The following is a 24,125-nucleotide window of genomic DNA, read 5'->3' as shown; positions in this document are numbered from 1 at the left end:
CTAGAAGGGAGTTGACGGCCACAGAGGCCAGGCTCGCCGGATCCTCCTTGACCTCAAGCCGACTTGAGGTCCTACGGTCGGTCGTGCCCTGACGATCAGGGGAAGCCGAAGAGGAGTACCGGACGTGACGATCGAGACGTACGACCCGCAGGTCATCGCCGCCCAGCCCATCGGGGCCTGGACCGGGCAGGTCTACCGCCTCCTGGTGGTGGAGGGCCTGCGCGGACAACTGGCGGTGGAAGGCCTCACCCAGCCGCACTGGTGGACGCTCAACCACGCCGCCGGCCGCCCCGGCGGCTGGACCCGCACGGCCCTGATCGAGCGGCTCACCCCCTACGACGACCAGGACACCGCCTTCGACGCCGTCTTCGACGACCTGATCGCCCGCGGCTGGCTCACCGAGGACGCCACCGGGGCCCTCACCCTCACCGAGGAGGGCGAGGCCGGGCGCCTGCGCGCCCGCGAACGCAACCTGAAGGTCAACGAGCGCGCCCACGAGGGCATCGGCACCGACGAGTTCGTGACCACGGTCAACGTGCTGCGCCGCATGGTGGCGAACCTGGGCGGCAACGGGAACCTGCCCGACTGACGCCGCCCGGGCACGGGCCTTCCGGGGCCGCTGGGCAAGCCGCTCGGCAAGCTGCTCGACGGGCCGCTCGGCAGGCCGCTCGACGGGCCGGGACCGCCGGGGTGTGGAACGGTGGTAGCCCGGGGCCGTCCCGGTTCGGGTGTCCCGGTCGCGAGAGGAGTGGCCATGTCGTCGAAGCGCCGCCGCAAGAAGAAGGCCAGGGCCAGGCGCGGGGCCAACCACGGCCGCCGCCCCCAGTGCTGAGCCGCGGCTGAACGGGTGAGGGCGCCCGGACCGGCCCCGCAGGCCGGGCCGGGAACCCCTCACCCGTTCAGAGCCGTCCGCGCCCCAGGAACCCGCCGCGCGCCACCTTGTGGTACTGGCAGTGGTCGACCCAGTTCGCGCCGAACGCCAGCTCCAGGACCGTGCCCCGCCCTCCCGCGCGGGCCTCGGCCAGCAGCCGCGCCGCGTCCGCGTCCGGCGGGGTCTGCTCCAGCACGAAGAGCCGGTTGACGTACGGGCCCGCCGGGATCGGGTCCCGGAGCGGGATGCCGGGCCGGTCCCAGGTCAGCTTGGCGCCGGGGCTGGACAGGCAGGGGGAGTGCATCCGCCGGCCGTCGGCGTCGATGCCGCCGTCGCGGTACCAGCGCAGCGCGTGGTCGAGGCTCCCTTCCGGGTCCGGCCCCTGGCCGTGGGCCTGCCAGTCGGCCACGTTCGCCGCGGCGATCCGGGGCAGGACGTCGAGGATGTCCTCCCGGACGACGAAGTAGGCGCGGGCGTGGATCCGGCAGACCAGCAGCGTGTCCCTGGGGTGGTCCAGGCCGTGGAAGGTCGGGCGGGTGGACTGGTCCAGGACCTGGGTCAGCACGTGCTCGACCCCCTCCACCGCCCCCAGCGCCTCGACCAGCCCCCGGAACCGCTCCCGCTCCGCCGCCCGGGCCGCCCGCGCCGCCGGCGAGTCGATCAGCCTGAGCTTGCGCCGCTCGGTGGGCCAGCGCGACGCCCGCAGCTCCTGCGCGCCGTTGAGGAGCGGGTTCGCCAGCATGCCGACGAGGTGGACGAGGTTCGTCGCCACCTTCTCCAGGAAAGCCTTCACCAGCAGGGGTCCTCTCGACTCGCACGCGCGTCTGCGCCCACACCCTGTCCCGCCCGCACCCCGCGCCGCAATCCGCTGCCGTACTCAACTCCCCTGCGTGCCCGCGTGACTGCCGAGCGCGTCCGCCGACGATGGGCGGGGCGGCCGCGCGATGCCGATGGCGACCGACCCGCAGCCCGAGTTGCCTTCAGGGGAGCCGCTATCAGGACAGCCGCCGCCGCTGCCGCCGGCCGGGGCGGCGGCCGGTGAGGGCGTCGAGCGCCAGGACGGTGCCCTTGGCGGTGGTCACGTACACCACGCCGTCCGCGTAGGCCGGGCTGCCGCCCGTGGCGTCCAGGGCCCGGCGCCAGTGCACCGCGCCGGTGGCCAGGTCGAGGCGCAGCAGCGAACGGTTGCGGGCCAGGCCGACCACCCAGGCGTCGGCGCCGGCGACCGTGACGGCGGAGGCGCCGTGCGGGCCGGCGAGGTGCCAGCGCCGCATGCCGTCGCTCCGGTTCAGGGCGTGGACGCCGGTGCGGAAGTCGCCGACGAGGAGCAGGTCGTTGGTGATCGCCGGGCTGTCGTCGATCGCGCTGAAGCCCACCTCGACGCCCCAGCGCTGCCTGCCGGTCGCCGCGTCGAAGGCGTGCACCAGGCCGGCGCCGGTGCCGAAGTAGACGGTGCCGTCCGCGACGCTCGGCGAACACAGGGCGAGGTAACGCTCGGCGTTGTCGTCGTACCAGACCCGCTTGCCGTCCTTCACCCGATAGGCGCCCAACTGCCCCTTGACGCCCGTGACATGGACCAGGCCGTCGGCCACCGCGGCCGCCGAGCAGGAGCCGTCCGGCAGGTGCTGCTCCCAGCGCCGGCGGCCGGTGCGGGCGTCGGTCGCGATCAGCGTGCTGGGGCGGGTGTGGCGCAGCGTGAACATCGACATGGTGACGGTGTAGACCACGCCGTCGGCGACGGTGGGCGCGGCCGAGGCGCCGACGCGGGTGCTCCAGCGCTCGGTGCCGTCGGCGGCGGCGAGCGCGTACAGCAGGCCGTCCTCGCCGACCACGTAGACGGTGTCGCCCACGACGGCCGGGGTACGGGTCAGCCGGTCCTGCGCGTCGTGGCGCCAGCGCGGTTCGCCGGTGAGCGCGTCCAGGGCGTAGCAGTGCTGTCCGGCGTTCTGGTAGAGGGTCCCGGCGCAGACGACGGGGGAGCTGGTGGGGCGTTCGGGCAGGCGGGTGCTCCAGGGCAGGAAGCCGGGCGGGGCCGCGGCCTCGGGGTGGACGCCGGTGTGGGCGGGGTCGCCGCGGTGCATGGCGGCCGGGCCGGCGGGCGTGGCCGCGGAGGTGGACGGTGTGGCGGCCGCGGGGGCGGGGCGGCGGGTGTGCGCGGGGCGGGGCCGGCCCCACAGGGCCGGGTCGGTGAGGTCGACGAGCCGGGTCAGCGAGCGCAGGACGGCCAGCGGCTGCTCGGTGCGCGCCGAGGGGCCGCTGTAGCCGACGTAGCAGAGCCAGCGGTCGTCCACGCGCCACTCCAGCCAGAGGTGGTCGTCGGCGAACTCCCGGACGGCCGGGGTCAGCAGACGCCCGGCGACGTCGGGATCGGTGGTCTCGACCAGGTGGACGGTGTCGTACGCCTCGTCGCCGCTCTCGTACAGGTGGTGGCCGGGCTTCTGCAGGATCTGGCGGCGCAGCAGCGGCAGCAGCCGGTCGGGGCCCAGCATGTTGCGGGAGACCACCACCAGGGGGAGCGGGCGGGGCAGTTCGACCAGGTGGACGGTGCGTATGCCGTCGCCGCCCCGGCCGCCGACCAGGTCGAACACGGTGACCTGGTGGCCGTCGAGCGTGCCGGTGGCCGCGAACCGGGCGCGCGGCGGGGTGTCGTGGCTGACGGAGAGCACCGCGCCGCGCCAGCGTTCGGCCAGCTCCGGGCTCTCCTCGCGGAACTCCCAGCCCTGTTCGGCCGCCAGGCGCTGCCGCTCGGCCCGGCGCCGGCGCAGTTCGCCGTAGCCCGTCCCGATTCCCCAACGACCCATGTGCCACCTCCGGTTGCCAGACCACGAACCGTACCGCGTGGGGCGGACACGGAGCATCGGCCCGCCGATCGCGGACGGCCGGTCGGCGACGGTGGACCGGGTCGGGGCGGCGGCCCGTGGGAGTCGGGAGGGGAGGTGGAGGGCGGTTCGGGCCTGTGGTCGGGCCCGGACCGCCGGACCGTCCGGTCGGCGGCGAGGCTGGTCGGCGGCGAGGCGGGTCGGGGTCGAGGCTGGTCGGTGTCGAGGCTGGTCGGTGTCGAGGCGGGTTCGCGGTGGGGCGGGTCAGCGTCCGAGGTGATCGGCCAGGGCCTCGATCGTGCGGCGCCGCGCGGTGTACAGCGAAACGGCGGAGCCGTCCGCGAAGTGCAGCCGGAACCTCGCCATCGCCTGCAGTCGAGGGCGCCGCTCCACCCGCAGGACCAGCTGCCGCGGCGCGTGCCACAGCAGTTGGCCGGCCTTGCGGACGTCCAGCGCCGTGACGAACGCGGCCCGGCGGTCCGTGACGGCCAGCAGCCTGGTCCGGGTCCCGCCCGTGGTCGTCGGAAATCCGCTCGCGATGCTGCCCGACTGCCCTGCCACCGCGCCGAGTTGCCCCAGCCTGTTGCCGACCCGCGCGCCCAGCCCGTCCCCGACGCCGCGCGCCCCGGTCACCGGTACGACGGTCGCGAGGTCCAGCAGGTGCTCGCCCGGTTCCAGCAGCGGTTCCACGGCCTTGCGGTAGCGGTTCAACAGAGCCTCGGTCATAACCGTCAGGGTAGACGGGCAGGTGGGAGGCCTCGGTGGCGGGCTCTGCGGTGTGCGCGAGGCCGCCGGATTTTCTTCTGCCGGACCGTCGTCGAATCCGGCGGCGTGAACGTGTACATGAGGGGCGGCAACTCCCCGGCGGCGCCTGCCGCATGCCCTCCGACCCCTGACAGCCGACCCCGACGCAACGCCCGCGCGACCGTCGCGCGCAGACCGTGCACCACACCGGCCTCCATCACGAAGGAGTCCTGACCATGCGGAAGTTCATCCTCGACCTGGTCGAGCGCACCGTCGCCACGTACGCCGCGGCGTTCCTCGGCCTGCTGCTGGCCGACAAGTTCGACCTGACCTCGATCGGTGCGCTCAAGGCGGCGGCGGTCGCGGCGCTGCCGGCCGCCCTGAGCGTGGTCAAGGGCGCGGTCGCGACCCGCGTCGGCGACCCGGCCTCCGCCGCGCTGCTCGCCCGCCCCCGCGAGTAGCCCCGGCCGGGGAAGCGCCCCGCGCCCCGGGCCGCCGCCCGGGCCGCGGGGCGCGAGGCGCGGCTACGGCATTCAGCGGGTCGGGCGGAGCATCACGGTCAGCCGGGGCGAGTCCGGCGTGGGCTGCTGGGTGTTGAACGCCCGGTAGCCCCAGGCCTCGTAGACGCGCTGGACCCTGCCGTCCCCGGCGAGCGGGTTCACCATGAGCGTGGCCCGGCCCTCGGTGCGGCCGGCCAGCAGCGCGTCGTGGATACGGCGGGCGGTGCCGGTGCCGCGCCAGGGGATGCGGACGCCGATCTCCTTGACGGCCAGGGCCGGGGCGTCGGTGAAGCCGTGGGGGAGGGGGTCGGCCATGCGCTTCCAGTACCGGTCGTCGGCGTCGACGGTGTTGCCGTAGGCGTACCCGATGGGCAGTTCGCCGTCGTAGCCGAGGACGAGTTCGAAGCCGGGGTCGGCGGTGTGCCGGTCGAGGCGTTCGACGAAGGCGGCGAGGCAGTAGTTCGGCAGGTGCAGCAGCGGGGCCCGCACGTCGGCGTAGACGTCCAGCAGATCCTGCCGGGCCTCGGCGGTGAGGGCGGTGTGGTGGCGCAGTTCGACGCTCACGCGGTGGTCCTCCAGGTGGCGTGGGTGTGGGCGGCCCGGGTCCGGTCCGGTGTGCCGCCGGACGCCGGATGTTCTTGATCACTTATGCGGTTTCGGACATGTCCTTGCTACGTTCCAGTGGTGCGATCCAGATCAGCAGATCCGGGCGTGCTGGGCTGGCGGGTGTTCTTCACCCGGCGCGAGCTCAGCCTGCCGCAGTCGAGTACGGACGTGATGGTCGACGTCGATGCTCTGGACAACTGGTTGGACAAGTACTCGGCGACCTGATCATCAGCGACGAGTTCCACCGCCTCACCGGCCCCGCCGCAGCCGAAGCGGAGAGCCGCCTCGCCGCCGCCGGCACCGGCCCCGCCACCACGACGGAGACACCGTGACCGCCCACCTGCCCACCGGCGAGCAGGTCCGCGCCGCGATGGAAACCGAACACGCCGAGAGCCAGGCCGCCCGCCGACGCGCCACCCTCACCAACGTCGAGAAACGCCTGGGCGTCACCCACGCGACCTTCTACCGGAACTACCCGCAAGAGATCGCGTGGTTCAAGGCCCGGCTCGCCGACCGGCGCCGACCCGCCTCTCCGCCGAAGGACACCACCCGGTCCGAGGACGAGAACACCCGCCTGCGGCGGGAGAACAGCGACCTGCGCAAACTGGTCCGCATCTACGCCGAAGCGATCCGGCAGCTGACCGTCGACAAGGCCGCACCGGAGGACCAGATGCAGGCACTGAGCCAGGTGACCAGCCTCACCGAACGCCGCCGGCAAGGGGGCTGACGAATACTGTCAGCCCCGATCGCCCACCGCCCGCCGGCAGTCCCGGAACCCCACCCACGGACGCCGGAGCGGCCGGGCCAAGCCCAACCCGGGCCGACCAGGGCGCGCCCGGCGAGTCGGCACGTCCCGACCTGGCGGCGCGGTCGAGCCGGGACGAGGCTCCCGACGACCGACCTGCCTGTGCCCGCACGGCCCTGTCGTCCGGCGCAAAGGACCGGACCGGGATCCAGAGCCCCTTCGCCCACCCCAGCGACGACCCGCCGTACATCACCGAGCAACCACGGCAAGCGCGGGGCCGTGGCACGCCGCCTGAGATGGGAGCCGGAGACGGATGGGACCGTCCCCGTGGACGGCCCCATCCTTGCGCCTGGCCCACCGCGGTGGGCCAGGGCGATTCAGGCGTTGATGAATTCGAGGTCGAGCTGGTTGCTCTGCTCCTTGGGGTCGTCCGTGGAGACGGAGACCTTCACCTTCCGGGGCTTGGAGCCGTCGTCCGACTTGCGGTGGGTGAAGACCGTGGTGTCGAGGTGCGTGGTGGCATCGACTGTGTAGATCTCCTTCTTCCCGTCCGCCTCGAAGAACGTCGCCTTGGTCACCAGCTCAAGGCCCGTGCCGGTGAGCGTGAGCTCGTCGCCTGGGGTGAGTTTGTCGGGCTTCGCGGTATTGATCTGGAGGGGCATAGTGACACCTTCCTTAATGGAAAAGGACAAACGGACTCAAGTGGCGCGAAGGGCACTTGCGACGGAAAGTAGATTCCAGTGCGGAGCATGACAAGCGGACCCGCACGAACGGTTGCGCCATTCACTCAGGCGCGCCGGCCCGCGTCGTCACCTACGGACAGCCGCCCAATCCTGTGACTGGTCAGGGCTCCTGTCCGAAGTAGAAGGTGAACGCGTTGGCATCCCCGGTGTCCCGGGTGACGGCCAAGCCCTTCGGCAGGTGCGTGCGCTCGGTGTCGATGTCCAGACGACCACCAGACCGCTTGAAAGCGAGGACGCCCTTCTCGCCGGGGCCGCTCGTCGTGGCGACGGAGACGTCGTACGCCCAGTCCGGGTCGACCGTCAGGCTGTTCGATCCGCCGCCCGGAATCGTCACCGGGGGCATGCCTGCGTGTTCGATGTCCAGCACATCAGCCGGCGCGGCCTTGAACGACAGAAGGGCTACGTTCGATACCGCCACCGCCACCGCCAGGCTGTGGTGGGCGCCAGCGGTGATCGCGATGACCTTCGCGTTCTTCACAGGCCCCGGCACAGCACACTGATGGACGTCGTTTTCGCCCCAGGCGTATAGCACGCCTCCGTCGGTAACCGCCAGACTGTGGCTCCAGCCTGCGGCGATGGCGATGACCTTCGCGTTCTTCACAGGCTCCGGCACATCACACTCATGCTTGCCGTTGCTGCCCCAGGCGTAGAGCTTGCCCGCGTCGGTGACCGCCAGGCTGAACGACGCGCCTGCGGCGATGGCGATGACCTTCGCGTTCTTCACAGGCTCCGGCACATCACACTCATGGCTGCCGTTGCTGCCCCAGGCGTAGAGCTTGCCCGCGTCGGTGACCGCCAGGCTGTGGATTGCGCCTGCGGCGATGGTGGCGACGTTCGCGTCCTGCAGGGCCTTCGGTACATCAAGCTGATGGTTGTCGTTGTTGCCCCAGGCGTAGAGCTTGCCCGCGTCGGTGACCGCCAGGCTGTGGCGCTCTCCTGCGGAGATGGCGGTGACCTTCGCGTTCTGCAGGTCCTTCGGCACATCATTCTCATGGCCGAGGTTGCCCCAGGCGTAGAGCTTGCCCGCGTCGGTGACCGCCAGGCTGTCGTTAGTGAATGCGGAGATGGCGGCGACCTTCGCCTTCTGCAGGTCCTCCGGCACATCACAGGCATGGAACATGTTGTCGCCCCAGGCGCGGAGCTTGCCCGCGTCGGTGACCGCCAGGCTGTAGTTCTGGCCGGCGGCGATGGCGGTGACCTTCGCCTTCTGCAGGTCCTCCGGCACATCGCACTCATGGTCGTCGTTGAGGCCCCAGGCGTAGAGCGTGCCATCCGCGCCCACGGTGCCGGCTGCGATCGGTGCAGTCTGCAGACTGGTCATGCCGTTGCTCCTTAGCATCCCGATGACGGAACCACTGATCGCGCCCGTGAGGGTCTCCTGGATGCAGAGGGCTGGCTCTTTGTAGCGTCGGGCCAGGTGTGGCCCCCTTCACCCCCTGAGAGCCCAGTGCTTGGATGGATGCGCCCCACGACTATTATCTGCACACGCCCTATCGGATTTCCACTCGACCAGTCACGCACAGTTACGCCCTCGGTTTTCCATAGCGTGGTGGCCGGAAAAACGGTCGCCACGTGTGCGGTGGCGTCCTGACGCTCAGGGCACCGTCTTCGAGGCGCCGTACCGACGAGGACCATGCCGTCCCTCGGTAGGGACACCCTGGTCTCCGCGCGGTGGTCAACAGCGGACAAATGGACAGAACTGGTAGACCTACATAACAGCACCGCATGTAACCAGGCCTCCCACCCGGCGCACAGGCTTTGCCCTGGCGAGCCGGTTCGTGACACGGGCCGCCGGAACAGTACGAGGACCGTTGCCCAGGAAGCGCTGGACAGATCCACGCGGTCGGTCATGAGCGGTTCGGCGAGGACGTCAGGGGACGTCCTCGCCCCACTAGGCTGCGGCTGTGACGATCAAGGCTGTGGTGTTCGACGTCGGAGAGTGCCTGGTCGATGAGACCCGGGAGTACGGCACCTGGGCCGACTGGTTGGGTGTGCCGCGGCACACGTTCGTCGCCCAGTTCGGGGCGGTGATCGCGCAGGGCCGGGACTACCGGGAAGCCTTTCAGATCTTCGCCCCCGGCTTCGACCTGTACGAGCAGCGGGAGAAGCGGGCGGCTGCCGGCCGACCGGAGACCTTCGGTGAGGAGGATCTCTATCCGGATGTCCGGGGTGCCTTCGCCCGACTCCGGGCGGATGGTCTGTGGCTGGCGATCGCCGGTAATCAGACCGTGCGGGCCGGGGCGATCCTTCGCCGGCTGTTCACGGCCGATGTCGACCTGATCGGCACCTCTGACGACTGGGGTGCGAGCAAGCCGGACCCGGCCTTCTTCGAGCGCGTCGCCGAGGTGGTACCCGCCGACCCGCGCGAGATCCTGTACGTCGGAGACCGGCTCGACAACGACGTGCTCCCCGCCCGAGCGGCGGGGATGCGGACGGCGTTGATCCGGCGCGGCCCGTGGGGCTGGATCCAGCAGCACGACCCGGCTGCGGAGCGGGCGACGTTCCGGATCGATTCGCTGGCGGAACTTCCGGACCTGATCGCCGAGTTCAACGTTGGAGCGAGCTGAGCGTCGCCGGCCAGGAGTAGAGGCGGTCGTCCACCCGTTGGACGGCCGCCGTGTCCTGCCACGGGGCCAGCGCCCGTCGGGCCTCGCGCACGCGTTCCATGCCGGTGGCGTACCAGGTGACGGCCAGTTGGTCGAGGGCCTGCTCCAGCGTGGTCCGGGCTTGCGGGAGCAGACCGGCCCGTCCGCGCAGTTGGACAGCCTGACCATGGACTGTCCCGTCCTCCCGGGTTTCGGGTCAGAGCTCGCCGCTGCGGACGGCGGCGACGAACGACGCCCAGGCCTCGGTCCGGAAGACCAGAGCCGGTCCGTGGGGGTCCTTCGAGTCACGGACGGGAACCAGACCGGGGAAGTCGGGAGCCACCTCCACGCAGTCACCGCCGTTGTTGGAGTACGAGGACTTGGCCCAGGAAGCGCTGGACAGGTCTACGCGGTCGGTCATGAGAGGAATTCCTTTCGGGCCCTGCGGAGCTTCTCCTGGGATGCGGCCTTCGGCAGCGCTTCCACCAGAAGCTGATCGTAGTCACTTTCCCACCCCGCAACCGTCGCGCGTGACCGCTCAAGGTGGCCCCTCGCCATCGACTCCGCGTACCCCACGACCGTGTGGTCCGGGAGGTTCAACAGAACGACCGGCAGTGTGAAGGAGAGGTTCTCGCCCATGCTGAACGGGGCGATCTGCACGGTGATGTTCGGACGCTCGGCCAAGTCCTCAAGGTGCCGCAGCTGCTCGGCCATGACCTGAGGGCCGCCGACGGGGCGCAGCAACACCCCCTCCTCGATCACCGCGTGAACGGTCGGAGGGTTCTTCTGGCCGAGGATCTCCTGCCGCAGGGCCAGATAGTCGGTGCGCTCATCCGCCTCGACCGGAGTGATCGCACCACGCCGGACAGCCGCCTGCGCCAGTGCTTTTGCGTACGCAGGGGTCTGGAGAAGACCGGGAACGATGATCAGGCCGACCGTACGCAGCCGTCGGCACCGGGCTTCGGCATCAGCGAACTCGGCGAACCCCTCAAGGAGCGCTGCCCGGCTGAATCGCCGCCACAACTCGAAGAATCGTTGGCCCGATCCGAACACTTCATCGGCCTTAACAGCCAAAGAGCGTGTTGGTGAACGCTTCCCGTTCTCGACATATGAGATGTGCGCGCCCGAGTATCCCAGCTGCTTGGCTGCTTCGGTCTGCGACCATCGTTTTGCCCGGCGTGACCTGCGAAGTTCTTGACCGAAGCGGACCTGTGGCGATGCCTGGGCGTCAACAACGGCTTCAGTCATGATCCTTCGGCTCCTTCACATGACATTGCTGTCAAAGGTAAGACGCTGGCAATCGTAGGGCCTCTCACGCCACCATGGCTACGCCTGGTGATTTATCAGAGACACAGTGCGACCAGCGGGGATCCCATGTCTGACGTGCGGAATCCCGAGCGGCGGCCACCGCCTGCGCCCAAGTCGTCCTCGTGTGCCTCCCTTCCGTCTCTCCGAGGTCCCCATGCTCACTGCCCGGCGTCCCCGCATGTTCGTCGCCCACCTCGACTCCTGCGTCGAATCCACGCCCCTGGCCCGGTACATGCTCCGGGCCTACCTCTCCGGGCTGCCCTCGGGCGAGCGCTACAGCGACACGGCCGAGTTGATCCTCGGAGAGCTGTTCGCCAACGCCGTCCAGCACTCCGACGCGCCCGACGACCGCCACATCGAGGTTCGCTTCTCGCTCGTCAGCTCCCGCCTGCGGATTGAGGTCCACGACGCCGGCTCCGGGTGCCCTGCCCTCCACGTACCGACCCCGGATGACGAGCACGGGCGCGGACTGTTCCTCGTCAACAGGCTCGCCGAACGCTGGGGCTGCACCTCCCGGCCGGACGGGATCGGCAAGTTCGTCTGGGTCCACATCGCCCCTGCCCCCGCCCCCGCCCCCGCCCTCGTCACCGTCTGAAAGCCCGAACCCCCATGAACCTCTCAACTCTCGCCCGTCACACCCTCTCCCGCGGCGCCACCCCCGCCGCCACCTACGCCCTCCTCGCCCGCCTCGGCCACCAGCCCCTGCCCGTCGCCCGCGCCGTCTGCCTCGCCCTCGACATCCCCCACGCCGAGACCACCCGCCGCCTCGCCGACTGCCACGACGCCCTCCTCGCCGACCCCCGGCCCAACTCCGAAGCCGACACCGGTGAACTCCTCGAAGCCCTCGGCGTCTTCGACGTCCCCGTCGCCCTCGACGCCACCGGCCGCGCTGTCGTCGACCTCTTCCTCACCGCCATCGACGCCCTGGGCGGCATCCGCCCCGGCCACCAGCACGGCCTCACCCGCTGGTTCACCACCGGCAACCTCACCGCCGCGTACCTCTCCCTCGCCGCGACCCACCCCCTGCCCCGCACCGGCGACCCCGCCCTCTACTGGACCACCCTCACCACCGCCGGCGAACTCCTCACCACCACCCCCAACCCCGACCCCCGCATCCGCTACGCCCTCACCCACTGCCGCACCCAAACCACCCGCACCTGAACCCCCGCGCGGGAAGTCGACCCCGCCGACTTCCCGCGCGGCGCGGTTGGTGGGGCGGCGGTCGGTGAGATGGGTTGCGCGGGCCGCTCCGTCCAAGCCGCCCGTGCCTGAAGGCCTGTGTCGTGCACGAGAAGTCGACCCCGTCGACTTCCTGCGCGCGGTGGCTGGTTGGGGTGGGTGCGCGGGCTGCTTCGTCCAGGCCACTCGCAGCTGAACCCCGTCGCGCGCCGGACGTCGATCCCGTCGACTTCCTGTGCGCGGCGGCCGGGTGGGATGGGTTGCGCGGGCCGCTCGTGCTGAGCGGCCCGCGCCTGAAAGCCTGTGTCGTGCGCAGGAAGTCGACTGCGCCGACTTCCTGCGCAGGTGATGGGTGGCGAGGTCACGGCGACTGGCCGGGGGGCCGTCGCTGCCGGGGTGTCCGCTCAGGTGGCGAGTCAGGCAAGAGGCGTTGACCAGCACCACACCTGACGATTAATCAGTACCGATCAAAGTTTGACCGTTTGCGATCTCAAGCGGAGAAAAGCGGAGTATCACATTCCCTTCGTGACTGAGCTGTGTAGATTCCTGACCGGTTCGGGTGGCAGCGCAAGCCGCCATCCGACCGCAGGAGTTCTTCACCGGTCGCGCTCTGCCCCACGCACCGGCGCGGGCTGGGTGACGCACGCTGTGCCCGCTTCCGCACGCCCTACCGCAAGCCGAACCGTGCACCGACCATGGGCACGCGAACCGTCACTGACCGTTGCCGAGCGCCTCCGCGGTGCCCGGCGACACCACCGAGAGGACCTTGATGGGCATATCTCCGCGCACACGACTGGCCCGCCGGCTCGCCGCCGTCGGCACGGCTCTGCTCGCCGTGCTCGCCGTCGTCCCGCTCGCGGCGGCCCCCGCCTCGGCGGCGGTCGCCGCGAGCCCGATCTGCCTGAGCGGCAGTTTCCAGTACGACTACCAGAACGCGGAGGAGGGCTCGGGCAAGCCCACCCGGACCAAGCCCGTCCGCAACGCCAACGTCGAGCTGTGGGGCCGGGAGAAGGCCGCCGACACCCCGCACGTGCTCGGCGTCTACGGCCTCACCGCCGTGTCCGACGGCGGCTTCAACCTCTGCTACACCCCCACGACCACCACGACGATGAACAGCATGTGGGTGCGGTTCTACTCCGAGAGCACCAGGATGTGGAAGGTCCTGTCCCAGGGCTCCCTGTACACCGTGGACTCGCCGGTCCAGCAGAACCTCTCCGCGAGCGCCTCCCTCGGCGTCATCAAGCCCCCGGCCCAGACCTCCCGGGCCTGGCACGTCCTCGACACCCTCAACCTCCTGTGGTGGGGCCGCAACAACCCGGTCAGCTCCTGCTGGAGCGCCCACGAGCCGAACAGCGGCTCCTGCACCGAGCTCTCCGTCGTCTGGGGCCCCGGCGCGGGCCGGGGCCCGGAGTACGACCTCGCCAACACCGTCTACCTCTCCGACGCCGACCCCGACTCGGAGCACACCGTCCTGCACGAGGGCGGCCACTTCCTGATGCACCGCCTCTTCAACGGCGCCTGGCCCCCCGACAGCGTCTGTGCCTCGCACTACATCTGGTCGAGCGCGGCCCGCCCCTGCGCGTGGGTCGAGGGCTTCGCCGACGCCGTCTCCGCCTACCTGCTCGGCGACAACCGCTACGTGTGGTCGAGCGGAAGCAGCACCGAATTCACCTACGGCAGCGGCTGGGACATCGGGGACACGGTCTCCGGCAACATCTCCGGTTCACTGCTCGACCTGTGGCGGCAGGTCGACGGCGGCTGGCAGGGCACCCTCAAGGCGCTGAACGACCGCACGCCGGGCACGTTCGCCGACTACTTCAAGACCGTCCGTCCCGCCGCCGTCCCGCCGCTCGCCACCACCGGCGCGGCGCTCGAGCTGCTGGCCAAGCACACCATCTACTACGGGCCCCTGCCCGTCGGCGACGGCCGGCCCCACTACCTCTCCAACGGCGGCAACCTCGTGCTGTCGCACCAGGGCAGCGGTTGCATGGTGCTCCCCAACAGCTACGCCTCCATCTACGACAAGAACTCGGCCGACCTCGGACAGCAGTGGCGGCTGGACATCAACGCGGACGGCACGGTGCGCATCCACGACGGCTGCAACCCCTCCCTCTCCCTGACGTCCAGCGGTTACCCGAGCTACCGCGTCACGGTGAAGCCGTCCGACGCACAGTCCGCGTCCCAGAAGTGGCAGGTCACCCGGAACGACGACGGCAGCATGAAGATCACCGACCCGAACACCGGCTACGTCCTCGACACCCCCAGCAACCAGTCCGGCATGGGCGCGACGCTCACGGCGCCCTCCGCGACCAGCGCCACCCAGCGCTGGACCACCCGCGACTGACCTGACGTCCACCGCCCGCGAAGCGGGCCGGGGAAACGCGCCGGGGAAACGTGCCGGGGAAACGCGCCGGGAAAACACAGAGAGACCGCTCGGGCCACCAGGGCCGGGCGGTCTCTGCTGTTCGGACGGACCCATGCGCCAACACGGCCCGCTGCCGATGTTCCCGATTGTTGGAGTGAACAGCGCCCCGGGTTCCGAACCCGCGAGTCCGGATGACGCCGCACTCCGAATCGTCACATCCAGCCAGGAGGCCTCACAAGGGCGCGCTGCACAAAGGCGCATCAAAATTCGGTTTCAGTTCGCTGAACTGTGCTTCTCTGGTAGAGCATTCACGAGATTGCGGCGAGTGGCCGGGACCGTGGCGCATCAATCTGCGCGATGTTCACCGAACCGATTGGGATTCACCCATACGCCTGACAGAGTGTGATGCCACCGGGCACCCAGTGCGACGCCAACCGCACAAGTGCCCGCCAGTTGGAGTGGACAGTGATATGGAGGACTCCTCGATGAAGAGGAACCGGAACAAGCGCATCCGCACCCGCACCCGCACCACCCCGTGCGCGACGGCGGACCCGGTACCGCTGCGCCCGTACGGGACGGCCGTGGTCGTCGTCGTGGTCGTCCTGGCGGTCACGCTGGCCGCCGCCCTGGTGGCGACCGGCATGTCGGCCGGAGCGGCACTCGAACTGGCCACCGGCGGCTGCCTGTTGGCCGCCAGGCTCCGACGGGAGCGGGCCTAGGAAGAACGCCTGCCAGCGATGGGACGCCGAGAGAACCCGATCGAGGCGACCGAGCCGGCGCTGGGCCGGCTGGCCGCCTTGCTGCGGAAGCAGCGCGAGCAGGCCCAGTTGACGTACCGTCAGCTCGCTGCTCGGACCAACTACCACCCCACCACCCTGCAACGGGCCGCCGGCGGGCGCTCCGTGCCGAGCTGGAAGGTCGTCGAGGCCGTCACCCGCGAATGCGGCGGCGACCTCAAGACCGCCCGGCGCAAGTGGGTCCAGGCCAACTACTGGGCCCACGTGCCCCGCCCCTCGGGCAGCCGCAGACTGCGCGCGCCCCGGCGGATCGACCCCGAACAGGCCGACTCCTTCGCCGACCTGCGCCGCGCGATGCACGAGATGCGCCGCAAGGCCGACTGGCCCTCCCTGCGGGAACTGGACCGCCGGGCCCGCAACCGGGGCGGACGCCTGCCCTCCAGCACGCTGGCCCTGGTCCTCAAGGGCGAGGCCCCGCTGCGCAAACCCGTGTTCCTCGCCTACATGGAGGTCTGCGGGGTCAAGGAGGCCCGCCGCGCCCTGTGGGCGGCGGCCTGGGACCGGACGAACAACGCCCGCACCCCGCTGCCGGTCAACTCGCGTACGCACCACAGCGAGTTCGCCCGGGCCATGCAGTCCTCCAGCGCCGGCACCTCGACGGACATCCTGTTCCGCCTGTGGGTGACCCTGCGCAACAGCCTCGCCGCCGAACGGGACGAGGGCCCCGGCCACCCCGCCACGGCGGGCCGCGAAGGCACCGACGACAACCCGTCGGTGCTCGTGTGACCCGGTCCGGGGGGGGGGGGGGGGAGAACCCCCCCCCCCCCCCCACACCCCCCCCCCCCCCCCCCCCCCCCCCCCCCCGGACCAGCACCCACCCGCGCCACCCCGGGACACCACCATGCCGACACCACCACGCCGTTCGGCCGCCCCCGGGCCCGCCCTGGGCCTGTGGGCGCTGCACGACCTCCACCTGCGCCACTACCTCGACTACGCCGCACTGCTCCTGGCGCCCGCCGACGCGCCCCTGGCCGTCCGCGCCGCCTTCGAGGAACTCAGCGGCCACTGGCTCGACGCCCTGGCCACCGCCAGCCCCACCGCCTGCGCCTGGCAGGCGGTGCGCCGCCGCGTCTGCGCCCAGGCCGGCCCCCGGCCGCTGGGCCCGGTCGCCCACCTGACCGCCGCCCAGCAGGACGTCCTGCTGCTGCACCTGGTCCTCGACCTGTCCGCCGCCGAGGTCGCCGCCCTCACCGGCACCGAACCCGCCGCCGTCCACGTCCAGCTCCGCTCCCTGGCCGCGGCCCGCCGCTGACCCCCCCGCACACGAGGTCGAAGACGGCCGCTACGGCGCGGGAGCGTAGCCGCGGGCGCGGACGAGGTCGTGGGTCAGCCCGGTGAACGCGCGGGCGGCGGCGCTGCGGTAGGCGCCCTCGCGGTGCAGGAGGGCGACGGTGCGGGTGGGCAGCGGCGGGTCGAGGGGGACGGGGGCGAGGTGGGGGTGGTCGTGGGCGATGGCGTCGGGCAGGACGGTGGCCAGGCCGGTGCGCCGGACGATCTCGGTGAGGGCCTGGATCGAGTTGGCCTCGACCGCGATGCGCGGGACGGCCCGGTGACGCTCGAAGTAGGCGTCGATGTGGCCACGAGTGGCGAACCCACCGCTGAGCAGGGCGAGTTGCTCGCCCTGGAGGGCATGGACCGGTAGCGGCGTGGGCATCGCCTCGGCGCGCGCCGTGCCGGTGACGAGGCTGAGGGCCTCGGTGAACAGCCCGGCGGCGGCGATGCCGGGCAGGTGGGCGCCGGCGAAGGCGATGCCGACGTCGAGGTCGTCGGCGAGCAGGGCCGCTTCGATGCGCTCCTGGGTCATCTCCGCGAGGGTGAGGCCGATGCCGGGGTGGCGGGCGTGGAGCTCGGCGGTGAGCGGCCCGACCAGGTAGGCGGTGAAGGTGGGGGTGACGCCCAGGCGCAGGTGGCCGCGGGTGAGGTCCTGGACGTCGTGGACGGCGCGCTCGGCGGCGGCCAGGTCGCGCAGCGCGCGCCGGGCGTGGTCGGTGTAGACGGCGCCGGCGTCGGTCAGCCGCACGGCGCGGCCGGTGCGGTCCAGCAGCTGCACGCCCAGGGTCCGCTCCAGTTGCTTGACCTGCTGGGAGAGCGTGGGCTGGGAGATGTGCAGCTCCTCGGCGGCGCGGGTGAAGCTGCCGTGTTCGGCGACAGCGAGCAGGTAGCGCAGGTGACGCAGTTCGAGAGCGGCCATGGCACCACTGTAACCACACCTATAGATAAGGCCAATGAATCCCATGGCCAAAGGCTCTTGGACACTATAGAAGCAGGTCATGCATGGTGGATCTCACCAGCCCACAGGGCCGATCACCACCCGAAGGGAGTGACCGTGCAGGACCTCACCGACGGCGTCGCCCGATTCCAGCGGGACGTCTTCCCGGCCAAGGCGCAGCTCTTCGCGCACCTCGCCACCCACCACACCCCGGACACGCTGTTCATCAGCTGCTCCGACGCCCGCGTCGTCCCCGAGCTGATCACCGGCACCGAACCCGGCGACCTGTTCGTCATCCGCACCGCCGGCAACCTCGTACCCGCCCACAGCCCCGAGGCCGACGGCGTCGCCGCCAGCATCGAGTACGCCGTCACCGCGCTGGGCGTCAAGGACATCGTCATCTGCGGCCACTCCGCCTGCGGCGCGATGACCGCCCTCGCCCAGGGCCACGACCTCAGCGCCGCCCCCGCGGTCGCCACCTGGCTGCGCCACGCGGACGCCTCCGTGGCCCGCACCGCCGCCGACGGCGACGTCCCCGCGCTGGTACGCCAGAACGTGCACGCCCAGCTGGCGAACCTGGCCACCCACCCCTCGGTCGCCCGCGCCCTCGCCGAAGGCAGGGTCGCCCTGCACGGCTGGGTCTACGACATCCCCACCGGCCGGGTCGAGGACCTCACCGCCGCCCCCGCGCTCGCCGCCTGACCACCACACCCCCTCCCCTTCCCCCTTCCCGCGTCGCCCCGTCTGCGGGTGACACACCCCCCCCGAAAGGACGTACCGATCATGGTGCACGCCCAGGCCGGCCAGACCGCCCGCGAGACCCTCGCCGACAAGGCCGTCGAAGCCAAGACCCGCAAGAACCTGTCCTGGAAGCAGATCGCCGAGGCCTCCGGCCTGTCGGTGGCCTACACCACCGCCGCCGTCCTCGGCCAGCACCCGCTGCCGGAACAGTCCGCGAAGGCCGCGGCCGAACTGCTCGGCCTGGACGACGACGCCGCACTGCTGCTGCAGACCATCCCGGTCCGCGGCTCGATGCCCAACCGCATCCCGACCGACCCGACGATGTACCGCTTCTACGAGATGCTCCAGGTCTACGGCACCACCCTCAAGGCCCTGGTCCACGAGGAGTTCGGCGACGGCATCATCTCCGCGATCAACTTCCGGCTCGACGTGAAGAAGGTCGCCGACCCGGACGGCGGCGAACGCGCCGTCATCACCCTCGACGGCAAGTACCTGCCGACCAAGCCGTTCTGACGCACCGACAGGACGACACGCGACACGCCGGTCGGCAACGGGCGGGCCGGGAGCACAGCCATCCGGCCCGCCCCCATCTCTCTCAACTCCGGAGGACCACCGTGGACTTCGCCCAGCACACCATCGACATCGCCCGCCAGAACGTCGCCGACGGCGGCCGCCCGTTCGCGACCGTCATCGTCAAGGACGGCAGGATCCTCGCGGAGAGCCCCAACAAGGTCGCCCAGACCAACGACCCCACCGCCCACGCGGAGATCCTCGCCATCCGCGACGCCTGCACCAAGCTGGGCACCGAACACCTGACCGGCACCACCATCTACGTGCTCGCCCACCCCTGCCCGATGTGCCTGGGCTCGCTGTACTACTGCTCGCCGGACGAGGTCGTCTTCCTCACCACCCGCGACGCCTACGAACCCCACTACGTCGACGACCGCAAGTACTTCGAACTGGACAGCTTCTACGCCGAGTTCGCCAAGCCCCACCAGGAACGCCGGATGCCCATGCGCCACGAGCAGCGCGACGCCGCCGTCGAGGTGTACCGCTTCTGGCAGGAACGCAACGGCGGCGAGCGCCGCGTCGCGGGCGCCCCGACCGCCGAACGACCCGAGTGACCGACGAGCCGAGCGACCGGCGACCCGAGTGACCGGCGACCCGAGTGACCGAGAAACCGGCCCGGGCCCAACCGGGTATCCCGCGGGTTCGGGCTCACTGAGCCCGGCAGCGGGCCGGAGCCGTAGACGTTGACGGGGCGCCCTCCGCCGGTGCGGGCGCCGCGGCGTCAGGAGGCAGGCGTGCTCAGGTTCCACGGCGCATGGCGGATCACCGTCGTCGGCAGGAGCGCCGACTTCGACCAGCGGGCGGTCGTCCGCGGCGCACACGGACTACGGGTGCTGCCCGGACGGGTCGGCGCCACCATCCAGATGGACGAGGACAGCTGGACGCTCTCCCTCGAACACCACCTGCGCGGCCGCGGCTGGCAGCCCAACCTGCGCACCACCCCCGGGCCCGTCACCGAACACGGCGGCCTGCGCAGCCAGTTGCTCACCAGCAACGACCGCCACTGGCCGGGCAAGCCGCTCGACTACGTCAACTTCGTGCTGCGCCTGGACCAGGGAGCCGCGCCGGCGCGCGCCGCCCGTGCGGCGCTGCCGTCGTCGTCGCTGCCGCCCTGGTCGCCGCCGTCGTCGTCGCTGCCGTCTTCACCGTCGTCCTCGGAGGCAGGCGGGTGGGCCGCCTGGTAGCCCGCCGGCACCGCCTGCGGCCGCGGCGGCACGACTAAAGTCCCAGGTGAGAACCACCGCGCCCGAGGAGACCCCACCATGCCGACCGACCCCGCCGCCACCCCGACCCCCGCCCCCGCCGCGCGCCCGCACCCCGCGCGCCTCGGCCTGGGCACGGCGGCCGTCGGCCGGCCCGGCTACATCAACCTCGGGCGCGACACGGACCTGCCCGCCGACCGCACCGTCGACGCCCTGCGCGAGCGCACCCACACCCTGCTCGACGCCGCGTACGCCGCCGGCGTGCGCTACCTCGACACCGCCCGCTCCTACGGCCGCGCCGAGGAGTTCCTCGGCCAGTGGCTCGCCGAACACCCCGAGGCCGCGGCCGAGGTGACGGTCGGCAGCAAGTGGGGCTACACCTACACCGCCGACTGGCGCACCAGCGGAGTCGCCGCACACGAGGTCAAGGAACACTCCACGGCCGTCTACGACCGCCAGCTCCGCGAGACCCGCGCCCTGCTCGGCGACCACCTGGACGTCTACCTGGTCCACTCCGTCACTCCCGACAGCCTCGCCCTCACCGACCCCGACCTGCACCGGCGCCTCGCCGCCCTCGCGGCCGAAGGCGTACGCGTGGGCCTGTCCACCAGCGGCCCCGCCCAGGCCGACACCATCCGCCGGGCCCTCGCCGTCACCACCGACGGCCGACCCCTGTTCACCGCCGTCCAGGCCACCTGGAACCTCCTGGAGACCTCCGCCGCCCCCGCCCTCGCCGAAGTCCACGCGGCCGGCTGGCTCGTCGTCGTCAAGGAGGGCATGGCCAACGGCCGCCTCGCCGGCCGCAACGCCACCGGCCCCGACACCGCCCCCCTGCGCACCCTCGCCGCCCGCACCGGCACCACCCCCGACGCCCTCGCCCTCGCCGCTGCCGCCGCCCAACCCTGGGCCGACACCGTCCTCTCCGGCGCCGCCACCCCCGCCCAACTCACCTCCAACCTCGCCGCCACCACCCTGCGCCCCACCCCCGAGGACCTCGCCGCCCTCGCCACCATGGCGGAGCCCGCCGAGGCGTATTGGCGCACGCGGTCGGGGCTGCCCTGGTCCTGAGCCGCCGAGGTCATCGCTGCGGTGGCGGAGCCGGCCGTGGTGTGCCGGCGTACGCGGGTGGGGCTGTTCTGGCCCCGTGGTGTCGGTGGGGGTGTCGTGCTTGCCGGCCCCGGCCACCGGCCTGCGCCCGACGTCCGGGGCCTCGCCGTGGCGCCGCCGTCCTGGCTCCGGGCCGACATCGTCCTCTCCGGTGCCGCCGTTCCTGCTCGGCCCGCCTCCGTCCTCGCCGCCACCAGCCTCGGCCCCACCCCGAGGGCCTCGCCGCCCTCGGGGTGGGACAGTGCCGGTCGAGGCGTGCCTACACGCGCGGGCGGTTGCCGTGCGGTGCGGGGTGTGCCGCGCAGGAAGTCGGCTGGGTCGACTTCTCGTGCCTGGGGGAGCCGGCCTGGCCCTGAGGGTTCGCAGGTTGGCCTGGCATCGGCGCTGTGGCGTGTCGGCTGCGCCGTGCCGTGTTCCTGAGGCGCTCCGGGGCGCGCGTCCGCAGGTTGGGGGGTCAAGGCGGGGCGGCGCCGGGGCGGAGCCGGGCCGAGGCGTGCAGGTGCGCGGGCGGTTCCCGTGCGGCGTGGGAAGTCGGCGGGGTCGACTTCTCGTGTTGGGGGGTGGGGGTTCGGCGGGCAGGTCCGGTGTCGGTGCCGTGCCGCGTCCTCCGGGCGCCCGGGGGAGCCCGGCGGTCCTTGTCGGTGGTGGCGCCTACGGTGAGCCGCATGACCGAGCACCCGGACCTCGCCGCCGCCCTCGCCGCCCTGCCCGTCGACCTGCCGCCCGGTCGTACGGTCGCCGAGGACGAGGGGCGCCGGCCGCTGCTGTGGATCAGCGACGCCCCCGCGCCCGCCGGGCTGTGGCGGCAGCTGCACCGCGCCCACCCGCAGACCGGGCTGTGGCCGCTGCTGCTCAGCCCGCTGGACGGCACCGGCCCGGACTACCGGCCCTGGCTGTCCGGCGAGCTCTACCCGGCCGACGCCGCCATACTCGACCTCTGCGACCCGGCCGCCCTGCTGAGCACCTGGTGGAAGCAGGTCGACGAGGACGAGGACGGGGAGACGGGCGAGGACGTCGAGATCATCGACGAGACCTTCGCCCCCTACGGCCGCACCTGGCCCGGCCTCGCCCTCGCCGCCACCGTCCCGGACGGCGCCGCCGGCGCCGAGGCCCGGGAGCTGGCCGAGGTGCTGCGGTCCGTCAAGGACGTCCGCCTCGGCCTGGTGCGGGCCGACAGCGGCGCCCACGCACTCGCGGTGTGCGGCTGGAGCGGCCCCATGAACCACGAGAACGACATCGCCAAGATCGCCGCCGTGCTCGCCGACTGGGAGCGCCGCTTCGGCGCCCAGGTCGTCGAAGTCGGCTTCGATACTCTGGTGTTGAGCGTCCCCGTGCCGCCGGCCACGCTCGCCGAGGCGCTTCCGCTGGCCGCCGAGCACACCGCCTTCTGCCCGGACCTGGTCTTCCAGGGCTCCGGTAGCCTCACCGAGTACGCCGAGGAGCTGGTGGGCGCCCACCAGTGGTCCTTCTGGTGGGACTGACCTGACCTGCTCCCCGGGGGAGGGGAGGCGGGGGTGCGGACCCGGGCGCACGGACCTGCCCGGCGTCCGCCGCCGACCGGTGTGGCATGCTGCGCCGGGCCGCGAACCAGGCCCGAGCACCGACCACCCACCCCACCTCACTCACCCCACCCGACCCCCGAGGAGCACCCCCTGAACACCGCCTGCGCCGAAGTCCTGTCCGCGGGCCTGCTGCTACTTGTCCTCATCTGCGCCGTCGCCCGCCCCTGGGGCTGGCCGGAGGCCGCCGCCGCGGTGCCGGCCGCCGCCCTGCTGGTGGCGACCGGCGCCGTCCCGTTGGAGCACGCGACGGCCGAGGCCGCCCGCCTCGGCCCGGTGATCGGCTTCCTGGCCGCCGTCCTGGTGCTGGCCAAGCTCTGCGACGACGAGGGACTGTTCCGCGCCTGCGGGGCCTGGATGGCGCGCAGCGCCGCCGGCCGCCCGCGCCGACTGCTGGTCCAGGTGTTCGCCGTCGCCTCGGCGGTCACCGCGGTGCTCAGCCTGGACGCCACCGTCGTGCTGCTCACCCCGGTCGTCCTGGCTACCGCCGCCCGCCTGGGCGCCCGGCCCGGACCGCACCTGTACGCCTGTGCCCACCTGTCGAACACGGCGTCGCTGCTGCTGCCGGTCTCCAACCTGACCAACCTGCTGGCCTTCACCGCCAGCGGCCTGAGCTTCGGCCGCTTCGCCGCCCTGATGACGCTGCCGTGGCTGGCGGCCGTCGGCGTCGAGTACCTGGTGCTGCGCCGTTGCTTCGCCACCGACCTGGACGCCGCCCCCACCGGGGCCGCCGACGCCGCACCGGCCCCCGCCATGCCGCTGTTCGCCCTGGTCACGGTGGGCTGCACGCTCGCCGGGTTCGGCCTCGCCTCCGCGCTGGACGTCAACCCGGCCTGGGCGGCGGCCGCCGGCGCCACCGTCCTGGCCGTGCGCGCCCTGGCCCGCGGCCACGCCACCCCCGCGACGGTGGTGCGCTCGGCGGCCCTGCCGTTCCTGGCGTTCGTCCTCGCGCTGGGCATCGTGGTGCGCGCGGTCGTGGACAACGGCCTGGCCGCCGGCCTGGCCCACCTCGTGCCCGACGGCACCGGGCTGCCGGCCCTGCTCGGCATCGCCGCGCTGGCCGCCGTCCTCGCCAACGCCATCAACAACCTGCCCGCCACCCTCGCCCTGGTGCCGCTGGCGGTCCCGGCCGGGCCGGGTGCCGTCCTCGCGGTCCTGCTCGGGGTGAACATCGGCCCCAACCTCAGCTACGCCGGCTCGCTGGCCACCCTGCTGTGGCGCGGCATCGTCCGTGACCGCGGAGTGCCGGTGGACCTGCGCGAGTTCACCCGCCTGGGCCTGCTCGCCGTCCCGGCCACCCTCACCGCCGCGGTCCTGGCCCTGTGGGCCTCCCTGCACCTGATCGGGACCTGATAGGCACCTGATCGGGACGTGACCGGAGCCGGGGGGGGGGGGGGGGGGGGGGGGGGGGGGGGGGGGGGGGGGGGGGGGGGGGGGGGGGGGGGGGGGGGGGGGGGGGGGGGGGGGGGGGGGGG

The 24,125-nt window shown here is 72.3% G+C and carries 28 protein-coding genes; 19 read left to right on the top strand and 9 right to left on the bottom strand.

What is annotated here, in order from left to right:
• Window positions 1-124: 124 nt before the first annotated feature.
• On the top strand, window positions 125-589 hold the full coding sequence (locus tag ACZ5OX_RS33300) for a MarR family transcriptional regulator (RefSeq protein WP_465635237.1): 465 nt from the start codon (window positions 125-127) through the stop codon (window positions 587-589).
• Between the two features lie 165 nt (window positions 590-754).
• On the top strand, window positions 755-832 hold the full coding sequence (locus ACZ5OX_RS33295; RefSeq protein WP_464336931.1) for a hypothetical protein: 78 nt from the start codon (window positions 755-757) through the stop codon (window positions 830-832).
• A gap of 67 nt (window positions 833-899) precedes the next feature.
• On the opposite strand, the gene ACZ5OX_RS33290 is transcribed toward ACZ5OX_RS33295, so the two are convergent.
• The 3 genes from ACZ5OX_RS33290 to ACZ5OX_RS33280 form a co-directional block, all read right to left on the bottom strand.
• Complete coding sequence (locus ACZ5OX_RS33290; protein WP_465635235.1) at window positions 900-1,664, bottom strand: hypothetical protein; 765 nt, start codon at window positions 1,662-1,664, stop codon at window positions 900-902.
• A gap of 202 nt (window positions 1,665-1,866) precedes the next feature.
• Window positions 1,867-3,672, bottom strand: coding sequence for an outer membrane protein assembly factor BamB family protein (locus ACZ5OX_RS33285; protein ID WP_465635233.1), 1,806 nt, complete (start codon window positions 3,670-3,672; stop codon window positions 1,867-1,869).
• Between the two features lie 282 nt (window positions 3,673-3,954).
• Complete coding sequence (locus ACZ5OX_RS33280) at window positions 3,955-4,416, bottom strand: hypothetical protein (RefSeq protein ID WP_465635231.1); 462 nt, start codon at window positions 4,414-4,416, stop codon at window positions 3,955-3,957.
• A 254-nt stretch (window positions 4,417-4,670) separates the two neighbouring features.
• On the opposite strand from ACZ5OX_RS33280, the gene ACZ5OX_RS33275 reads away from it, so the two are divergent.
• The gene (locus ACZ5OX_RS33275; protein ID WP_449791926.1) at window positions 4,671-4,895 is read left to right on the top strand and encodes a holin; all 225 of its coding nucleotides are present in this window, start codon (window positions 4,671-4,673) and stop codon (window positions 4,893-4,895) included.
• 72 nt (window positions 4,896-4,967) lie between these two features.
• Here the strand turns inward: ACZ5OX_RS33275 and ACZ5OX_RS33270 are convergent, their stop codons facing one another.
• Window positions 4,968-5,498 carry a GNAT family N-acetyltransferase gene (locus tag ACZ5OX_RS33270; RefSeq protein WP_465635229.1) on the bottom strand — a complete coding sequence of 177 codons (531 nt, stop codon included), beginning with the start codon at window positions 5,496-5,498 and terminating at the stop codon, window positions 4,968-4,970.
• Window positions 5,499-5,618: 120 nt separating this feature from the next.
• On the opposite strand from ACZ5OX_RS33270, the gene ACZ5OX_RS33265 reads away from it, so the two are divergent.
• Together ACZ5OX_RS33265 and ACZ5OX_RS33260 are read left to right on the top strand one after the other, a co-directional pair.
• Window positions 5,619-5,765: a hypothetical protein gene (locus ACZ5OX_RS33265; RefSeq protein ID WP_465635227.1), complete on the top strand. Its 147-nt coding sequence runs from the start codon at window positions 5,619-5,621 to the stop codon at window positions 5,763-5,765.
• A gap of 103 nt (window positions 5,766-5,868) precedes the next feature.
• The gene (locus ACZ5OX_RS33260; RefSeq protein WP_465635225.1) at window positions 5,869-6,267 is read left to right on the top strand and encodes a hypothetical protein; all 399 of its coding nucleotides are present in this window, start codon (window positions 5,869-5,871) and stop codon (window positions 6,265-6,267) included.
• Window positions 6,268-6,662: 395 nt separating this feature from the next.
• Here the strand turns inward: ACZ5OX_RS33260 and ACZ5OX_RS33255 are convergent, their stop codons facing one another.
• Window positions 6,663-6,947 carry a hypothetical protein gene (locus ACZ5OX_RS33255; RefSeq protein ID WP_465635223.1) on the bottom strand — a complete coding sequence of 95 codons (285 nt, stop codon included), beginning with the start codon at window positions 6,945-6,947 and terminating at the stop codon, window positions 6,663-6,665.
• 181 nt (window positions 6,948-7,128) lie between these two features.
• Window positions 7,129-8,349 (bottom strand): RCC1-like domain-containing protein, encoded by a 1,221-nt coding sequence (locus tag ACZ5OX_RS33250; RefSeq protein ID WP_465635221.1) that lies wholly within the window; start codon window positions 8,347-8,349, stop codon window positions 7,129-7,131.
• Between the two features lie 598 nt (window positions 8,350-8,947).
• Here ACZ5OX_RS33250 and ACZ5OX_RS33245 point away from each other — a divergent pair.
• On the top strand, window positions 8,948-9,595 hold the full coding sequence (locus tag ACZ5OX_RS33245; protein ID WP_465635219.1) for an HAD family hydrolase: 648 nt from the start codon (window positions 8,948-8,950) through the stop codon (window positions 9,593-9,595).
• A gap of 235 nt (window positions 9,596-9,830) precedes the next feature.
• On the opposite strand, the gene ACZ5OX_RS33240 is transcribed toward ACZ5OX_RS33245, so the two are convergent.
• Entirely contained in the window at window positions 9,831-10,034 is a 204-nt protein-coding gene (locus tag ACZ5OX_RS33240; RefSeq protein WP_402404323.1) for a DUF397 domain-containing protein, read from the bottom strand.
• Complete coding sequence (locus ACZ5OX_RS33235; protein WP_465635217.1) at window positions 10,031-10,861, bottom strand: helix-turn-helix domain-containing protein; 831 nt, start codon at window positions 10,859-10,861, stop codon at window positions 10,031-10,033. Before ACZ5OX_RS33235 ends, ACZ5OX_RS33240 begins: the two co-directional genes overlap by 4 nt.
• Window positions 10,862-11,099: 238 nt before the next feature.
• Between ACZ5OX_RS33235 and ACZ5OX_RS33230 the strand changes: the two genes are divergently transcribed.
• The 6 genes from ACZ5OX_RS33230 to ACZ5OX_RS33205 all read left to right on the top strand — a co-directional run bounded on the left by ACZ5OX_RS33230 (window position 11,100) and on the right by ACZ5OX_RS33205 (window position 16,514).
• Window positions 11,100-11,516: an ATP-binding protein gene (locus ACZ5OX_RS33230; RefSeq protein ID WP_465635216.1), complete on the top strand. Its 417-nt coding sequence runs from the start codon at window positions 11,100-11,102 to the stop codon at window positions 11,514-11,516.
• 14 nt (window positions 11,517-11,530) lie between these two features.
• Window positions 11,531-12,082 carry a hypothetical protein gene (locus ACZ5OX_RS33225; protein ID WP_465635214.1) on the top strand — a complete coding sequence of 184 codons (552 nt, stop codon included), beginning with the start codon at window positions 11,531-11,533 and terminating at the stop codon, window positions 12,080-12,082.
• A 787-nt stretch (window positions 12,083-12,869) separates the two neighbouring features.
• Window positions 12,870-14,444 carry an RICIN domain-containing protein gene (locus tag ACZ5OX_RS33220; RefSeq protein WP_465635212.1) on the top strand — a complete coding sequence of 525 codons (1,575 nt, stop codon included), beginning with the start codon at window positions 12,870-12,872 and terminating at the stop codon, window positions 14,442-14,444.
• A gap of 506 nt (window positions 14,445-14,950) precedes the next feature.
• Window positions 14,951-15,184 (top strand): hypothetical protein, encoded by a 234-nt coding sequence (locus tag ACZ5OX_RS33215; RefSeq protein ID WP_402404309.1) that lies wholly within the window; start codon window positions 14,951-14,953, stop codon window positions 15,182-15,184.
• An 18-nt stretch (window positions 15,185-15,202) separates the two neighbouring features.
• Complete coding sequence (locus ACZ5OX_RS33210) at window positions 15,203-15,988, top strand: helix-turn-helix domain-containing protein (RefSeq protein WP_465635210.1); 786 nt, start codon at window positions 15,203-15,205, stop codon at window positions 15,986-15,988.
• A 115-nt stretch (window positions 15,989-16,103) separates the two neighbouring features.
• Entirely contained in the window at window positions 16,104-16,514 is a 411-nt protein-coding gene (locus tag ACZ5OX_RS33205; protein ID WP_465635208.1) for a sigma factor-like helix-turn-helix DNA-binding protein, read from the top strand.
• Between the two features lie 30 nt (window positions 16,515-16,544).
• Here ACZ5OX_RS33205 and cynR read toward each other — a convergent pair whose 3' ends face one another.
• Window positions 16,545-17,453 carry a transcriptional regulator CynR gene (gene cynR / locus ACZ5OX_RS33200; protein WP_465635206.1) on the bottom strand — a complete coding sequence of 303 codons (909 nt, stop codon included), beginning with the start codon at window positions 17,451-17,453 and terminating at the stop codon, window positions 16,545-16,547.
• A gap of 135 nt (window positions 17,454-17,588) precedes the next feature.
• On the opposite strand from cynR, the gene ACZ5OX_RS33195 reads away from it, so the two are divergent.
• The 7 genes from ACZ5OX_RS33195 to ACZ5OX_RS33165 all read left to right on the top strand — a co-directional run bounded on the left by ACZ5OX_RS33195 (window position 17,589) and on the right by ACZ5OX_RS33165 (window position 24,003).
• A complete protein-coding gene (locus tag ACZ5OX_RS33195; protein WP_465635205.1) occupies window positions 17,589-18,173 on the top strand; it encodes a carbonic anhydrase in 585 nt (194 codons plus the stop codon).
• 81 nt (window positions 18,174-18,254) lie between these two features.
• Window positions 18,255-18,725, top strand: coding sequence for a cyanase (gene cynS, locus ACZ5OX_RS33190; RefSeq protein WP_465635203.1), 471 nt, complete (start codon window positions 18,255-18,257; stop codon window positions 18,723-18,725).
• Between the two features lie 101 nt (window positions 18,726-18,826).
• Window positions 18,827-19,336, top strand: coding sequence for a nucleoside deaminase (locus ACZ5OX_RS33185; protein WP_465635201.1), 510 nt, complete (start codon window positions 18,827-18,829; stop codon window positions 19,334-19,336).
• A 180-nt stretch (window positions 19,337-19,516) separates the two neighbouring features.
• The gene (locus ACZ5OX_RS33180) at window positions 19,517-19,966 is read left to right on the top strand and encodes a hypothetical protein (protein ID WP_465635199.1); all 450 of its coding nucleotides are present in this window, start codon (window positions 19,517-19,519) and stop codon (window positions 19,964-19,966) included.
• A 78-nt stretch (window positions 19,967-20,044) separates the two neighbouring features.
• A complete protein-coding gene (locus tag ACZ5OX_RS33175) occupies window positions 20,045-21,052 on the top strand; it encodes an aldo/keto reductase (protein WP_465635197.1) in 1,008 nt (335 codons plus the stop codon).
• 704 nt (window positions 21,053-21,756) lie between these two features.
• On the top strand, window positions 21,757-22,572 hold the full coding sequence (locus ACZ5OX_RS33170; protein ID WP_465635195.1) for a DUF4253 domain-containing protein: 816 nt from the start codon (window positions 21,757-21,759) through the stop codon (window positions 22,570-22,572).
• A 171-nt stretch (window positions 22,573-22,743) separates the two neighbouring features.
• Window positions 22,744-24,003 (top strand): SLC13 family permease, encoded by a 1,260-nt coding sequence (locus ACZ5OX_RS33165; protein ID WP_465635419.1) that lies wholly within the window; start codon window positions 22,744-22,746, stop codon window positions 24,001-24,003.
• Window positions 24,004-24,125: the final 122 nt, after the last annotated feature.

This window comes from Kitasatospora sp. NPDC032121, assembly GCF_055580145.1.
The sequence above is the reverse complement of the archived record's forward strand: the minus strand, read 5'-3'. Positions and strand labels throughout refer to the sequence as shown.